Below are 15,200 nucleotides of genomic sequence, written 5' to 3'. Positions count from 1 at the left end.
GCGGATGCGCGTCTATCTCGTGGCCGGGGAGCTGTCGGGCGATATTCTCGGCGCCGGCCTAATGCAGGCGCTCAGGCGTCGCCATCCTCGAGTCGAGTTCCGCGGCATTGGTGGCCCGCGAATGCAGGCACAGGGGCTCGAGTCGCTCTACCCGCTGGAAACCCTCTCGGTGATGGGCCTGGTCGAGGTGCTCAAGCATCTCCCGGGCCTGATCAAGGTGCGTCGTCATCTCAAGCGTGACGCCTTGGCCTGGCGCCCCGACATCATGGTCGGTATCGACGCCCCGGACTTCAATATCGGCCTCGAGCGGCAGCTGCATGACGCCGGTATCCGAACCGCGCATTACGTCAGTCCCTCGGTCTGGGCCTGGCGCCAGGGACGCGTCAAGACGATTGCCAAGGCGGTCGACGGCATGCTCACCTTTCTGCCGTTCGAGGCCGACTTCTACGCCGAGCATCGTGTGCCGGTCGCCTATGTCGGCCATCCGCTGGCCGACGAGCTGCCGCTGATCAACGATCGCGGCGCGGCGCGGCGAGCGCTAGGGCTGGCTACCGACGTGCCGACCCTGGCCCTGCTGCCGGGGTCGCGCGGCAACGAGATCCGCTTCCAGGGCGAGCTGTTTCTGCGCGCGGCATCGATGTTGCGCCAGCGCCTGGGGACGTTGCAGGTGGTCATCCCCGCGGCCTCCCGGGAACGACAGCAGGAGCTCGAGGCCCTGCTGGCCAAATTTCCCGACCTGGCCGCCGGCACGGTGATCGTCGAGGGCCGCTCGCGGGAGGTGATGACGGCTGCCGATGCGGTGCTGTTGACGTCCGGCACGGCGGCACTGGAGACGATGCTCTGCCATCGGGCCATGGTGGTCGCCTACCGCATGGCGCCAGCGACCTACTGGCTGGCGCAGCGGCTGGTCAAGACACGCTGGATCTCGTTGCCCAACCTGATCGCGCAGGAGACCCTGGTGCCGGAGCTGATCCAGGAGGCGGTGACCCCGGATTCGCTGGTCGAGACGCTGCTGCCCTGGTTCGAGGACGTCCGGCTGCGGTCGACACTCGAACAGCGTTTCGCGGCGATGCACGCCGGGCTGCAGCGCGGTGCCAGCGAGCGAGCCGCCGCCGCCATCACGTCACTGGTCGAGCACGGGGCGCTGGACGTCGAGCCACGGGAGGGGGAATGAGGGAAACCATGTCATCGAAATCTTTGCCATCCCTCTGGCCTGAGATCATCATCGAATACGAAGGACACCTGATCGCCGGTGTCGACGAGGTCGGGCGAGGGCCTTTGGTCGGCTCGGTCGTGGCCGCTGCCGTCATTCTCGACCCCGGGTCTCCGATCGACGGGCTGACCGACTCCAAATGCTTGAGTGCCGCGCGTCGTGAAGCGCTCGATCTCCGGATTCGCGAACGTGCGTTGGCCTTCTCGATAGCCGAGGCCTCGCCGCGGGAGATCGATTCGCTCAATATCTATCACGCCACGCATCTGGCAATGCGACGGGCGATCGACGCGCTGCCGACACCGGCCGAGTATCTGCTGGTCGATGGCAATCGGCTGCCTGGTCATGCCTGCCCGGGACAGGCCGTGGTCAAGGGCGACCTCCGGCATCCTGCCATCAGCGCGGCCTCGATTCTGGCCAAGGTGGCCCGGGACGCGCAGATGCTGGCTCTCGATGCGCGCCATCCGGAGTATGGATTTCGTCGTCACAAGGGGTATCCGACGCCGGAACATCTCGCGGCACTGGCCCGACTGGGTCCGCTGACGGAGCATCGCAGCTCCTTCGCGCCAGTCAGAGCGCGGCTCGCCGGCGTGTGAGCGCTCGCCTTGATCGATAGGGCCATTGTGGCCCGTACCGCCTTTGGGCATGCTGGTCCTGCCGATGTGCCGGCCGCGTCGATGCGTCCTGGCGTCGTCGGCCGCATGGCGGGATCGCCTGCCCGATATCCGAATTCATTCGCCGCCTGACTCGAGTTCGTCATGACAACACCCTTCGTTCACCTTCGTGTCCATAGCGAATACTCTCTGGTCGATGGCCTGATCCGGCTCAAACCGCTGATCAAGGCCACTGCCGAGGCCGGCATGCCGGCCGTGGCCGTGACCGACGACACCAACCTGTTCGGTCTGGTGAAGGTCTACAAGGCGGCCCAGGGAGCTGGTCTGAAGCCGATCATCGGCGCCGATCTGTGGCTGCACAATGCTCACGACGAGAGTCACCCCTATCGCCTGACGCTGCTGGCGATGAACGACACCGGCTATCGCAATCTGACCGAGCTGATCTCGCGGGCCTGGACCGACGGCCAGCGCCAGAACATGGCGATTCTCGACAAGGCCTGGGTCTTCGAGCAGAACGAAGGGCTGATCGCGCTGTCCGGCGCTCGGGAAGGGGAGATTGGGCGCTTCCTGATCGCCGAGCAGGTGACCACCGCGCGTCAACTGCTGGAAGAGTGGCAGCGGTACTTTCCCGGCCGCTTCTATCTCGAGCTCCAGCGTACCGGCCGCCAGTACGACGAGGAGTGCGTGCATCACTCCGTTCGGCTGGCCAGCGAGAGCGGCGTGCCGGTGGTGGCGACCAACGACGTGCGTTTTCTCGCGCGCGACGACTACTGGGCGCACGAGACCCGGGTCTCGATCGGCGAGGGCAAGGCGCTGGCGGATCCCCGCCGCGAGAAACGCTACAGCGAAGAGCAGTATCTGAAGACGCCCGAGGAGATGGCCGAACTCTTCGCCGATATTCCCGAGGCGCTCGAGAACAGCGTGATGATCGCCGCCCGCTGCAGCGCGAGCGTGCGTCTGGGCGAGATATTCCTGCCCGAATATCCGATTCCCGAGGGCCTGACCCAGGATCAATTCTTCCGCAAGATCTCCCATGACGGCCTTACCGATCGCCTGAACCAGCTGTTCGGCGGGGAGACACCGATCTACCCCGGTCGTTCGCTGGCGGAGCATGAGCCGGAATACCGCAAGCGACTCGATTTCGAGCTCGATATCATCCTCAAGATGGGGTTTCCCGGTTACTTCCTGATCGTGATGGACTTCATCCAGTGGGCCAAGGACAACGACATTCCGGTCGGCCCGGGGCGCGGTTCCGGGGCCGGCTCGCTGGTCGCCTACGTGCTCAAGATCACCGATCTCGACCCGCTGGAATACGACCTGCTGTTCGAACGCTTCCTCAACCCGGAACGTGTCTCGATGCCCGACTTCGATGTCGACTTCTGCATGGAGAAGCGTGACCGGGTCATTGACTACGTGGCCGACCGTTACGGTCGCGATGCGGTCTCGCAGATCGTCACCTTCGGCACCATGGCCGCCAAGGCGGTGGTACGCGACGTGGCGCGTGCCCAGGGCAAGCCCTACTCGATGGGTGACAAGCTCTCCAAGCTGATCCCGTTCGAGGTCGGCATGACCCTGGCCAAGGCGATCGAGCAGGAGCCGCAGCTCAAGGAGTATCTCGAGTACGACGAGGAGGCCGCCGAGATCTGGGAGATGGCGCTCAAGCTCGAGGGCATCACCCGGGGGACCGGCAAGCACGCCGGGGGCGTCGTCATCGCCCCGACCAAGCTCACCGACTTCTCGCCGCTGCTATGCGAGGAGAACGGCTCGGGGTTGGTGGTCCAGTTCGACAAGAACGACGTCGAGGACGCCGGGCTGGTCAAGTTCGACTTCCTCGGCCTGCGCACGCTCACCATCATCGACTGGGCCCTGGAAATGGTCGATGTGGTGCGCGCGCGTGATGGGGTCGGTCCGCTCGACATCAGCACGATCCCGCTCGACGACAAGCCAACCTTCGACATGCTCAAGAAGGCCGAGACCACGGCGGTTTTCCAGCTCGAATCCCGCGGCATGAAGGAGCTGATCAAGCGCCTGCAGCCGGACTCGCTCGAGGACATGATCGCCCTCGTCGCGCTGTTCCGTCCGGGGCCGCTGCAGTCGGGCATGGTCGATGACTTCATCAACCGTAAGCATGGCCGCGCCGAGCTGGCCTATCCCCACCCGGACTATCAGCATGAACTGCTCAAGCCGGTACTGGAGCCGACCTACGGCATCATCCTGTACCAGGAGCAGGTGATGCAGATCGCCCAGGTTCTGGCCGGCTATACCCTGGGTCAGGCCGACATGTTGCGTCGTGCCATGGGCAAGAAGAAGCCCGAGGAGATGGCCAAGCAGCGCGCCGGTTTCATGGAGGGCTGCGCCGACAACGGCATCGACAAGGATCTGGCGGGCAACCTGTTCGATCTGGTGGAGAAGTTCGCCGGTTACGGCTTCAACAAGTCGCACTCGGCCGCCTACGGCCTCGTTTCCTACCAGACGGCGTGGCTGAAGGCGCATTATCCCGCGCCGTTCATGGCGGCGGTGCTCTCGACGGAAATGGACAACCTCGACAAGGTCGTGCCCTTGATCGAGGAGTGCCGCCACATCGGGCTCACGGTGACGCCGCCCAACGTCAACGTCGGTGCCTACAAGTTCACCGTCGACGAAGACGGCCAGGTCGTCTACGGGCTCGGTGCCATTCGGGGCGTCGGCGAAGGGCCGATCGGCGCCATCGTCGAGGCGCGGGAAGCCGAGGGCGGATTCTCCGACCTGTTCGATTTCTGTCGCCGCATCGACGGCAAGCGCATGAACAAGCGCACCCTCGAAGCGCTGATTCGCTCCGGCGCGCTGGATACGCTGGGTCCGTCGCGAGCGGTGCTGGCGGCCTCCCTGGATGCCGCCATCAAGGCCGCGTCGCAGAACCAGGCCAACCAGAACCTGGGGATGATGGACATGTTCGGCGAGGCGTTCGTCGACGCCGACGAGAACCAGGACATCTATGCCGACTACCGGCACGCTCGGGACTGGAGCGACAAGGAGCGCCTGGCCGGCGAGAAGGATACCCTCGGGCTCTATCTCACCGGCCACCCGATCGATGAGTACGAGCACGAGCTCAAGCGCTTCGTGGCGACTCGCATCGTCGACCTCAAGCCGTCGCGCGAGCCCCAACGGGTCGCCGGGCTGGTCGTCGCGATGCGGACCATGAAGTCCAAGCGTGGCGGCACCATGGCGTTCGTCACTCTCGATGACCGAACGGGCCGGATCGAGGCATCGCTGTTCGGCGAGCTGTTCGACCAGGTGCGCGGAAAACTGACCGCCGACCAGGTGCTGATCATCGAGGGCGAAGTCTCCAGCGATGACTACTCCGGCGGTTTGCGTCTGCGCAGCAAGGACGTCACCCTGATGGCCGACGCCCGTGCTCGCTTCGGCGAGGCGGTGGAACTGTCCGTCGACGGCGGTCGACTCAACGGGCGTTTCTCCCGCACCTTGCACGACAGCCTCTCGCCGTGGCTGAGCGACTCCGGTCTGCCGGTGCGGGTGCGCTATCGCAACGCCAAGGCCAGCGGCTGTTTCGAGCTAGCGGCCTCGTGGAAGGTGTCGCCCAGCGACGAGTTGATGTCGGCACTTCGCGAGGTCGAGGGCTATGAAAACGTCGCATTACGCTACCGTGGCGGCTGACTGCGCACCGGGTGCGGTTGTTTGCCAACATCCGTGAAGGTGCGATAATCATCCGTTTCGCGGCACGCCAGTCGCCGGTATTTCAGAAATCGAAGCTTGCCAGGATCACACAGTAGAAGCTCTATGAATCCCAATTACCTAGACTTTGAACAACCGATTGCCGAACTTCAGGCCAAGATCGAAGAGCTGCGCCTGGTCGGTAACGATAGCCGCATCAGCCTGAGTGACGAGATCGGCAAGCTTGAAGAGAAGAGCCGCAAGCTCACCGAGCAGATCTTCCGCGACCTGACCGCCTGGCAGGTGACGCAGCTGTCACGCCACCCGCAGCGGCCCTACACGCTCGACTATCTCGACAGTATCTTCACCGACTTCGACGAGCTGCACGGCGATCGCCATTTTGCCGACGACGCGGCGCTGGTAGGTGGCGTGGCACGCCTCGACGACAAGCCGGTGATGATCATCGGTCACCAGAAAGGCCGCGACGTGAAGGAGAAGGTGCGACGCAACTTCGGCATGCCGCGACCTGAAGGCTATCGCAAGGCTTGCCGCCTGATGGAGATGGCTGAGCGTTTCAAGATGCCGGTGCTGACCTTCATCGATACGCCTGGGGCCTATCCCGGGATCGATGCCGAGGAGCGAGGCCAGTCGGAAGCGATTGCCTACAACCTGGCGGTGATGTCGCGATTGAAGACGCCGATCATTTCCACCGTCATCGGCGAGGGCGGTTCCGGCGGGGCGCTGGCCATCGGGGTCTGCGACGAGCTCCAGATGCTGCAGTATTCCACCTATTCGGTGATCTCGCCCGAAGGTTGTGCCTCGATCCTGTGGAAGAGCGCCGAGAAGGCCTCCGAAGCGGCCCAGTCGATGGGGATCACCGCCGAGCGGCTGAAGGAGTTGGGCTTCGTGGATACCCTGATCGACGAGCCGTTGGGCGGTGCCCACCGCAACCCGCGCAAGACCGCCGCCAAGTTGAGGGAAGCGCTGACGGGCAGTCTGGACCGGCTGCAGGCGATGGATACCGAGACGTTGCTCGAACGGCGCTACGGGCGGCTGATGTCCTACGGCGCCCCTCAGTAAAGATGACTGGCTGCGCTCACTCATACGGCGTTGAACGCTCGCTCGGACTGCTCATGTAGCGAACTACGCTGCGCATCCTCGCCCGCGCTCGCCTTGTCTGAGTGTCGCTCGCGCAGTCTCTCTGGGTTGAGGGCTGATCTGGTCGTCCTCGAAGCCTCTCTTCCTGTGCCCAGGAGGAGTTGAAATATGACGCTACAACGATTTGTCGATAACGCCCTGGTGAATCACATGCCGGGGCGTGTCGTCTGGGTGGCGCTCTCCGGCGGACTCGATTCCTCGCTGCTGTTGCACATGGTGGCACCACTGGCGCGTCGACACGGCATCGAGCTGCGGGCAATTCATGTCAATCATGGCTTGCAGGCGGCGGCGGGCGATTTCGAGCTGCACTGTCGGGAGCTGTGCCAGGCGCTGGCAGTGCCTCTGAGTGTGGCCCATGTCGAGGTAGAGCCGGCGGGGCGGGGGCTCGAGGCCGCGGCCCGGGAAGCCCGCTACCGGGCATTCGCGGAAACGCTCGCTGCCGGCGACCGGCTGTGGCTGGCACACCACGCTGACGATCAGGCCGAGACGTTGCTGTTGGCGGCGCTGCGGGGCAGTGGTGTGCGAGGTCTGGCGGGCATGCCGGCAACCCGCCAATGGCGGGGAATCCAGATCGAGCGCCCCTGGTTGACCCTGTCTCGTTCCGACCTCGTGCGCGAGGCCCGGCGCCGGGAGATCGTCTGGTGCGATGATCCCACCAACGTCGAGACGATGTTCGATCGCAACTATCTGCGCGCTCATGCCATGCCACCGCTGCGGTCGCGCTGGCCGAGGCTGGCCGAGGTCGTCGGGCGCAGCGCCGCGCATCTGCAGGAAGCCGATGAACTGCTGGGAGAGCTGGCGGCGATCGATCTCGCTGCGGCCGGTGGCGACCCGGAGCGGCTGCTGCTGACGACGCTGCGAATCCTGAGCCCGGCCCGCCTGCGCCTGCTGGTGCGCCATGCACTTCAATCGCAAGGGCTCCCCACTCCACCGGCCAAACGCCTCGCCGAGCTCGAGCGTCAGTTGCGCGCAGCGAGTGGGGACCGGTTGCCTGCCATCGCCTGGGCGGGGGGCGAGGCACGCATCTGGCGCGACCATCTGTTTCTGATGGCACCACCGGTAGCGATCGATCCCGAATGGCAGCGATCGTGGGATGGCAGGGCATCGCTCGAAACGCCCTGGGGCGTGCATTCATGGTCGCTCAGACCCTGGCCGCACGATCCGGCCAGGCCGGTGCTGCAAGTCGGCCTGCGCCGGGGCGGCGAAGCCATGCGCCTGGCCGGCCGGGGCCGGCGGGATATCAAGCGGCTGTTGCAGGAGGTAGGCATTCCACCCTGGCAGCGCGATCGGCTACCGCTGGTGTGGCACGGCGACGAGCTCGTGGCCGTGCTGGGTGCGCTGACTGCCGAGGGTTGGCGGCAGACGGCGCTGCCGATTCCAGCAGCGGCGCAGGCGCGGTTCGAAGACGACGGCTGAAGTGGCGCCGTGTTCAGACGTCGTAAGTCAGCGTCAGTCCCGCGGCCTTCTGGTATTCGGCCTCCTGCTCGAGGTCGTTGAGCAGTAGCGCCTGGAAACTGATCTCCGGTAGCGAGAGATGCAGATCGTCACCTTTGCAGGCTAGCTGGAAATCCACCGGCGCCTGTTCCGGACGCGGATGATTGAGCATGACCGCCAGCCGCAGCAGGCGGGCCAGCCGGCAGTAGGCGGGTTGTATGGCGCAGGGCAGCGCCTCGAGCTCCTTGTGGGCGAACTTGCGTCGATGCGCGCGGACCAGAAAGGCCAGCGCCTGCTGCTCGGGACGCGAAAAACCGGTCAGGTCGGAGTACTCGATGAGATAGGCACCATGGCGATGGAACTGGCTGTGGGAGATCGCCAGGCCGATCTCGTGCAACTGGGCCGCCCAGATCAGGAACAGCCGCTGCTCCTCACCGAGGGCCCATGACTCACGTACCTGGTCGAACGCGACCATGGCGGTTTCCATTACGTGGTCGGCATGGGAGGCCTCGACGCTGTAGCGCCGCATCAGCAGCTCCACGCTATGACGACGGGAATCCTCCGGGGTGTTGCGGCCGATCAGGTCGAACAGCACGCCTTCCCGCAGCGCGCCATCGGAGTAGCGCATCCGCTGGAGGTCGAAGGCCTCGAACACCGCGCAGAGGATGGCGACACCCGCCGGGAACACCCGCGCCCGGTCCTCCTTCAGGCCTTCCATGGCGACCTTGTCCAGTTGACCGAAGCCAATCAGTCGCTTGCGCAGCTTCATCAGGGCGTCGCGCTCGATCAGCGTGGCGTCCCCGTCTCCTCGTGCTCCGATCACGGCCGCCACCGCCTTGATCGTGCCGCTGGAACCGATCGGGTCCTGCCATCCCAGCCGGCAGTACTGGCGCTGGATGTTGGCCAGTTCGGACAGCGCGGCCATCTCGGCGCGTCGGAAACGCTTCTCGCTGAGCTCTCCATTGGCGAAGAACGCGCCGGTATAGGCGACACAGCCCATGTGAAGGCTCTCCAGCGCCTGCGGCTCGAAATCCTCGCCGATGATGAACTCGGTGGATCCGCCGCCGATATCGACGATCAGGCGTCGGCCATGGACTTCGGCCAGCGCGTGGGCGGCCCCCAGATAGATCAGGCGGGCCTCTTCACGACCGCCGATGATCTCGATTGGATGGCCGATCAGGGCCTCGGCACGGTCGATCAGCGCGTGCGCGTTGCGGGCCGAGCGCAGCGCATTGGTGCCGACGATGCGCAGGTCGGCGGCGGAGACACCGGCAACGAAGGGGGCGAAACGTTCCAGGCACGCCAGCGCTCGCTCCATGGCGGTGTCGGTGAAGTTCTCCTGATCGTCCAGTCCGGCCGCGAGCTGGACCTTCTCGCCCATCTTTGCGACGACCTGCAGTTGGCTGTCCTGATAGTTGGCCACCAGCAGGTGAAAACTGTTGGAACCGAGATCGATGGCGGCCAGACGGCGCGTCGCGTCGGTGGCGGTCGACTTCCCGCTCATGGCGTGGCGTCCTCGAAGGCTGGCGTAAAGGCGTGGGTGTCCGCAGGGCCGCAGCGACGCCACGTCGTTGCTGGCATCCAGGGTCCTGCGTCGGGTGGCTCAAGATTGCGGTGGGGGCGTGGCCTTGTCAATCGCCGGGGCGGCAGGCATGCTCGCCAGGCGAGGTCACTTTCACGATCGGGACGGAGGCTCATGCAGTCAGCGCGGCGTCATCTCAATAGCGAGACTTTCGAACAGCAGCGCGAAGCGCGGGAGTCGCCCTGGCTGGCGATCTTCGTCGCCGACTGGTGCCAGCCCTGCGAAACGCTGTTGTCGCGGCTCTCCTCGGTCTCTCATGAGTCGATCCGCGATTTGCCGGTGGGCGTGGTGGATGTAGACCGCGAGCCGACATTGGCCGAACGTTACGGGGTCAAGGGGACGCCCACGATGATTCTGTTCGTCGACGGGGAGCCTCGACTGACGCGGGTCGGAGCCTTGTCGGAATCGCAGTTGCTGCAGGTGGGCGAGGAGTGTACGCGCCATTAGGCTGGGTTCGACGACTGGCCTACCGCGTTGGACATCAGCTCGATAGGCGCGTTGATGCCCCGCGACGGGTCCGCCAGTCCGGTCCGGTTGCGCTGTTTGTTGCCGGATCTGGTCGTCGCACGCCTATTTCCCTGGCTGCCCTGGATGCGGAACTTGATCTTATGGCCCGCGATCTCCATATTCGTGACTTGCTTTCGGAAGATAGCTTGTCTACCATCTGGACGTTCGCCTGTTCCGAATGCTTCTTGACCGCGTCGCGGTCCCCCAAGTCGTCAGTCAATCCCAGTACCGATTCTCGGCCAGCGCCGATTTTTGGATAGCGACAACTCTTTCGGATGACTCTTTCCGCAAGATTGCAGGCGAATCGAATCGCTCTCCCGGCACCTTACGTCACACGCCAAGTCGGCATCCCGACCTGGTTGATGGCAGGGCCAACAGACCGTGCGAAGCGCCTAGCTTCTGGGACGACTGAACGCGCCGCGCGGCATTTGAACTGACCGCCTCTTGTCCTTCTTTTCTATCTCGGCAAAAGTCATTGCCTGCGACACGAGCCCTCTCTGACCGAACTCATGAATCTAACCGAACTCAAGCAAAAATCCGTTCCTGAACTGCTGGATATCGCCCGCGAGATGGGCATCGACAATCTGGCGCGCTCACGCAAGCAGGACATCATCTTCGCCATCCTGAAAAAGCATGCGAAGAGCGGCGAGGACATCTACGGCGATGGCGTCCTGGAGATTCTGCAGGACGGATTCGGTTTCCTGCGTAGCGCCGACTCCTCCTACCTTGCTGGCCCCGACGACATTTATGTCTCCCCGTCCCAGATTCGCCGCTTCAATCTGCGCAAGGGCGACTCGATCTCCGGCAAGATCCGGCCGCCGAAAGAGGGCGAGCGCTATTTCGCGCTGTTGAAAGTCAACGAGATCAATTTCGACAAGCCGGAAAACGCCAAGCACAAGATCTTGTTCGAGAACCTGACGCCGCTGTTCCCGCAGGAACGGATGGTGATGGAGATCGGCAACGGCTCCACCGAGGACATCACGGCACGCGTGATCGACCTCACTGCGCCGATCGGCAAGGGCCAGCGTGGCCTGATCGTGTCGCCGCCCAAGGCCGGCAAGACCTTGATGCTGCAGAACATCGCCACTTCGATCACCCGCAACAATCCCGAATGCCACATGATCGTGTTGCTGATCGACGAGCGGCCGGAAGAGGTGACCGAGATGTCACGCACGGTGCGCGGCGAAGTCGTGGCCTCGACGTTCGACGAACCGCCGGCGCGTCACGTTCAGGTCGCCGAGATGGTGATCGAGAAAGCCAAGCGTCTGGTCGAGCACAAGAAGGACGTGGTCATCCTGCTCGACTCCATCACCCGTCTGGCACGTGCCTACAACACGGTCGTGCCTTCCTCCGGCAAGGTGCTGACCGGTGGTGTCGATGCCCATGCGCTCGAGAAGCCCAAGCGCTTCTTCGGTGCCGCGCGTAACATCGAGGAGGGTGGCAGTCTCACCATTCTCGCCACGGCGCTGGTCGATACCGGCTCGAAGATGGACGAAGTGATCTTCGAGGAGTTCAAGGGCACCGGCAACATGGAAGCCCACCTGGATCGGAAGCTGGCGGAGCGTCGCGTCTACCCGGCATTCAATATTCGCCGCTCGGGCACGCGCCGCGAAGACCTGATTGCGTCCGAGGAAGAGATGCAGCGGATGTGGATTCTGCGCAAGCTGCTCAACCCGATGGATGACGTGGCCGCCACCGAATTCCTGATCGATCGTCTCAAGGATACCAAGACCAATCTTGAATTCTTCGAAGCCATGAAAAGACGTTGATTCTGGCTGGCTGCACTCGATGATGCTGTGTTGGAAAATCGCTCAAGCTGCTCATTTACTCTCGTAAACTCCGCGCTCTCGCGATTTTCCGCCTTGTCTCATCTTCGTTCGCTCACCCAGCTCTCAACGTTTCATGAGATCTATGGGGCAAAGCAGAAAATAGAGGGCAGCATGTTATGCTGCCCTCTTTGCGTTCTTGGATAGCGGGATGCGGGCAACGGTATGAAATATCACGATTTACGGGATTTCATCGCGGCGCTGGAGTCACGCGGTGAACTCAAGCGTGTCACGGTCGAGGTAGATCCCTATCTGGAAATCACCGAAATCTGCGATCGTACCCTGCGCGCTGGCGGACCCGCGCTACTGTTCGAGAACGTCAAGGGCAGTGACATGCCAGTGCTGGGGAATCTGTTCGGCACCCCCGAGCGGGTTGCCTTCGGCATGGGGCAGGAGAGTGTCGGAGCGCTGCGGGAGGTGGGCAAGCTGCTGGCGTTCCTGAAGGAGCCCGATCCGCCCAAGGGGCTCAAGGACGCCTGGGAGAAGCTTCCGATCTTCAAGCAGGTCATGAGCATGGGGCCGAAGACATTGCGCTCCGCGCCGTGTCAGCAGGTGGTGCTTGAAGGCGAGGATGTCGACCTCGACCGCCTGCCGATTCAGCACTGCTGGCCTGGCGATGTCGCGCCGCTGGTGACCTGGGCGCTGGTGGTGACCAAGGGGCCGCACAAGGCGAGGCAGAACCTGGGCATCTATCGTCAGCAGAAGCTCGGCAAGAACCGGCTGATCATGCGGTGGCTGAGTCATCGGGGCGGGGCGCTGGATTTCCGGGAGTGGCAGCAGGCCCATCCCGGCGAACCTTTTCCGGTGGCGGTGGCGTTGGGCGCCGACCCGGCCACCATCCTCGGTGCCGTGACACCGGTACCGGACACGCTTTCCGAATACGCCTTCGCCGGGCTGCTCAGAGGCTCGCGCACCGAGCTGGTCAAGTGCGGCCACGCCGATCTGGAAGTCCCGGCCTCCAGCGAGATCGTGCTGGAGGGCTTCATTTATCCGGACGACATTGCGGCCGAAGGTCCCTACGGCGACCACACCGGCTACTATAACGAGGTCGAGCATTTCCCGGTCTTCACCGTCGAGCGCATCACCCATCGGCGGGATCCGATCTATCATTCGACCTATACCGGCCGGCCGCCGGACGAACCCGCCGTGCTGGGCCTGGCACTCAACGAAGTGTTCGTGCCGATTCTGTGCAAGCAGTTTCCCGAGATCGTCGACTTTTACCTGCCGCCGGAAGGATGCTCCTACCGCATGGCGGTGGTCACCATGAAGAAGCAGTATCCCGGCCATGCCAAGCGCGTGATGATGGGCGTCTGGAGTTTCCTGCGCCAGTTCATGTACACCAAGTTCGTGATCGTGCTGGACGACGATGTCGACGCGCGTAACTGGGAGGACGTGATCTGGGCCATCACCACGCGCATGGACCCGGCGCGGGACACGGTGATGGTGGAGAACACCCCGATCGACTATCTCGATTTCGCCTCGCCGACGGCCGGTCTGGGGTCCAAGATGGGATTGGACGCGACCAACAAGTGGCCTGGCGAGACGAGTCGCGAGTGGGGCGAGCCCATCGTCATGGACCCGGCGATCAAATCGCGGGTCGACGAGCGCTGGGAAAGCTACGGTATCGATGTGCCGGTACCGCCGGCACGAGTGGGAAAGTCGAACGAAGACGGGGCGGCATGACGGCAAGCAACGAGGTGAACATGACGGTCAGAACTTTGACCTGCCAAGTGGAGTCCGTCGAGGATCTGACGCCCGATGTGTTCCGGGTGATACTGGAAGGACGTGCCGAGGCGATCGCGCATGCCCCCGGGCAGTATCTCGAGCTGGAACTGCAACCTGATACGTGGGTGCCTTTTTCGATCGCCTGTGCCGAAACCGGCGACGGGCGGCTGGAGTTGCATATTCAGCACTGGCCCGAGCGCACCCACTCGGCGCGTCTGCGGGAGCTTCTGACCCACCGCAACAGGTTGTCGGTGCGATTGCCCAGCGGCGAGTGCACGCTCCCTGCGGGGCGATCGGAGCCGCTGCTGCTGATCGCGGCGGGCACCGGTTTCGCCCAGATCAAGGCCATCGTCGAGGCGGCGTTGATCGAAAATCCCGATCGGGAGATATCGATCTGGTGGGCGGTGCGCGAGCGGCGCGATCTCTACGCCGAGACCCTGGCCCGGGAGTGGGCACTGAAGCATTCGAGCCTGACCCTCCACGCCGTGGTCGAGACACCGGAAGCCTCGTTCGAGAGCCTGCCCGGCATTCGCTGGCACACCGGGCGCATCGATCAGGTGCTGGCCGCCGAGATCCAGACCCTCGACGACGTCGATATCTATCTGGCCGGCTCCCCCGGCATGGTGTACGCCTGCGTTGACACCCTGGCGCCGCGGGGGCTGGTGGCAGAGCAGGTCCACTCCGACGTCTTCAGTTACGCCCCCCGCGTGCCCTTTCTGCCGCTGCCGGAAGCCGACCCCGAGACGGCGCCGCTCAGCCCCGGCGAGGAGAAGGAGCGCCCGTGAGCCAGTCCCCGATCCTGATCACCGGCGGAACGCAACGCTTGGGTCGTCACTGCGCCGAGCGGCTGCTCGACGACGGCCATCCGGTGATCGTCACCTATCGGCGAGAGCGGGAGACACTGTCGGGATTACGCGAGCGAGGCGCGGTGACGCTGGCGGCGGATTTCGGCAGCGAAGCCGGGATTCTCGATTTCATCGCCCGTCTCCGGGACAGCACCCCGAGTCTGCGCGCCATCATCCACAATGCTGGCGAGTGGCTTTCGGACCCCGAGCCCGAGGCAGCGGGAGCCACCTTCGAGCGCCTGTTCCGGGTTCACATGCAGGCCCCATACCTGATCAATCTCCATGCCAGAAACCTGCTGGAAGCCTGCCAGGAGCCGCAGCGCGATATCGTGCATATCACCGATAGCGTGGTAAGGCGCGGCGCGGCGGGACAGGCCGCCTATGCGGCAACCAAGGCGGGGCTCGAGAGCCTGACCCGGTCGCTCGCAGTACAGTTCGCGCCGCGAATCCAGGTCAATGCCATCGCACCGGGGCTCGTGATGCTGGGCGATGGCGAGGAAAACCGCGGCGAGGGGCAATGGCGGGTGCCGGGCCCGGGCGTCATCTACCAGACGCTACGCTATCTGCTCGACAACGACTTCGTCACCGGGACGGTGGTGCCGGTCGACGGTGGCCGTAGCCTGGTCTGAAACCCGGGGGGCACCGGCT

11 protein-coding genes are annotated in these 15,200 nt (G+C 64.2%); 10 read left to right on the top strand and 1 reads right to left on the bottom strand.

Annotated elements, in window-relative coordinates; genetic code table 11:
- Positions 1 to 4: 4 nt before the first annotated feature.
- The 5 genes from lpxB to tilS all read left to right on the top strand — a co-directional run bounded on the left by lpxB (position 5) and on the right by tilS (position 8,049).
- A complete protein-coding gene (gene lpxB / locus DOM54_RS01955) occupies positions 5 to 1,174 on the top strand; it encodes a lipid-A-disaccharide synthase (protein WP_110714738.1) in 1,170 nt (389 codons plus the stop codon).
- An 8-nt stretch (positions 1,175 to 1,182) separates the two neighbouring features.
- Complete coding sequence (rnhB, locus tag DOM54_RS01950; RefSeq protein ID WP_110714737.1) at positions 1,183 to 1,806, top strand: ribonuclease HII; 624 nt, start codon at positions 1,183 to 1,185, stop codon at positions 1,804 to 1,806.
- Positions 1,807 to 1,968: 162 nt separating this feature from the next.
- Positions 1,969 to 5,478 (top strand): DNA polymerase III subunit alpha, encoded by a 3,510-nt coding sequence (dnaE, locus tag DOM54_RS01945; RefSeq protein WP_110714736.1) that lies wholly within the window; start codon positions 1,969 to 1,971, stop codon positions 5,476 to 5,478.
- A gap of 123 nt (positions 5,479 to 5,601) precedes the next feature.
- Complete coding sequence (gene accA / locus DOM54_RS01940; RefSeq protein WP_110714735.1) at positions 5,602 to 6,555, top strand: acetyl-CoA carboxylase carboxyl transferase subunit alpha; 954 nt, start codon at positions 5,602 to 5,604, stop codon at positions 6,553 to 6,555.
- Positions 6,556 to 6,741: 186 nt separating this feature from the next.
- On the top strand, positions 6,742 to 8,049 hold the full coding sequence (gene tilS / locus DOM54_RS01935; protein WP_110714734.1) for a tRNA lysidine(34) synthetase TilS: 1,308 nt from the start codon (positions 6,742 to 6,744) through the stop codon (positions 8,047 to 8,049).
- A gap of 13 nt (positions 8,050 to 8,062) precedes the next feature.
- Here tilS and DOM54_RS01930 read toward each other — a convergent pair whose 3' ends face one another.
- Positions 8,063 to 9,571, bottom strand: coding sequence for a Ppx/GppA phosphatase family protein (locus DOM54_RS01930; protein WP_110714733.1), 1,509 nt, complete (start codon positions 9,569 to 9,571; stop codon positions 8,063 to 8,065).
- 192 nt (positions 9,572 to 9,763) lie between these two features.
- Here DOM54_RS01930 and DOM54_RS01925 point away from each other — a divergent pair, with 192 nt between their 5' ends.
- From DOM54_RS01925 to folM, 5 genes are all read left to right on the top strand, one after another.
- The gene (locus DOM54_RS01925; RefSeq protein WP_110714732.1) at positions 9,764 to 10,096 is read left to right on the top strand and encodes a thioredoxin family protein; all 333 of its coding nucleotides are present in this window, start codon (positions 9,764 to 9,766) and stop codon (positions 10,094 to 10,096) included.
- 569 nt (positions 10,097 to 10,665) lie between these two features.
- Complete coding sequence (gene rho, locus DOM54_RS01915; protein WP_110602257.1) at positions 10,666 to 11,925, top strand: transcription termination factor Rho; 1,260 nt, start codon at positions 10,666 to 10,668, stop codon at positions 11,923 to 11,925.
- A gap of 222 nt (positions 11,926 to 12,147) precedes the next feature.
- Positions 12,148 to 13,665: a 4-hydroxy-3-polyprenylbenzoate decarboxylase gene (gene ubiD, locus DOM54_RS01910; protein ID WP_110714730.1), complete on the top strand. Its 1,518-nt coding sequence runs from the start codon at positions 12,148 to 12,150 to the stop codon at positions 13,663 to 13,665.
- A gap of 20 nt (positions 13,666 to 13,685) precedes the next feature.
- Entirely contained in the window at positions 13,686 to 14,492 is an 807-nt protein-coding gene (locus DOM54_RS01905; RefSeq protein WP_110715087.1) for an FAD-binding oxidoreductase, read from the top strand.
- Positions 14,489 to 15,181: a dihydromonapterin reductase gene (gene folM, locus DOM54_RS01900; RefSeq protein ID WP_110714729.1), complete on the top strand. Its 693-nt coding sequence runs from the start codon at positions 14,489 to 14,491 to the stop codon at positions 15,179 to 15,181. Before DOM54_RS01905 ends, folM begins: the two co-directional genes overlap by 4 nt.
- Positions 15,182 to 15,200 lie beyond the last annotated feature (19 nt).

It is taken from the genome of Salinicola acroporae (assembly GCF_003206615.1).
Classification (GTDB): Bacteria; Pseudomonadota; Gammaproteobacteria; order Pseudomonadales; family Halomonadaceae; genus Salinicola; species Salinicola acroporae.
Note: the sequence above shows the minus strand (reverse complement) of the source record. Positions and strands in the feature narration are given on the sequence as shown.

What these genes read in the sequence shown, in the direction of transcription:
- lpxB (WP_110714738.1), top strand. Translation starts at nt 5, where the DNA reads ATGCGCGTCTATCTCGTGGCCGGGGAGCTGTCGGGCGATATTCTCGGC.
- rnhB (WP_110714737.1), top strand. Translation starts at nt 1,183, where the DNA reads ATGTCATCGAAATCTTTGCCATCCCTCTGGCCTGAGATCATCATCGAA.
- dnaE (WP_110714736.1), top strand. Translation starts at nt 1,969, where the DNA reads ATGACAACACCCTTCGTTCACCTTCGTGTCCATAGCGAATACTCTCTG.
- accA (WP_110714735.1), top strand. Translation starts at nt 5,602, where the DNA reads ATGAATCCCAATTACCTAGACTTTGAACAACCGATTGCCGAACTTCAG.
- tilS (WP_110714734.1), top strand. Translation starts at nt 6,742, where the DNA reads ATGACGCTACAACGATTTGTCGATAACGCCCTGGTGAATCACATGCCG.
- DOM54_RS01930 (WP_110714733.1), bottom strand. Translation starts at nt 9,571, where the DNA reads ATGAGCGGGAAGTCGACCGCCACCGACGCGACGCGCCGTCTGGCCGCC.
- DOM54_RS01925 (WP_110714732.1), top strand. Translation starts at nt 9,764, where the DNA reads ATGCAGTCAGCGCGGCGTCATCTCAATAGCGAGACTTTCGAACAGCAG.
- rho (WP_110602257.1), top strand. Translation starts at nt 10,666, where the DNA reads ATGAATCTAACCGAACTCAAGCAAAAATCCGTTCCTGAACTGCTGGAT.
- ubiD (WP_110714730.1), top strand. Translation starts at nt 12,148, where the DNA reads ATGAAATATCACGATTTACGGGATTTCATCGCGGCGCTGGAGTCACGC.
- DOM54_RS01905 (WP_110715087.1), top strand. Translation starts at nt 13,686, where the DNA reads ATGACGGTCAGAACTTTGACCTGCCAAGTGGAGTCCGTCGAGGATCTG.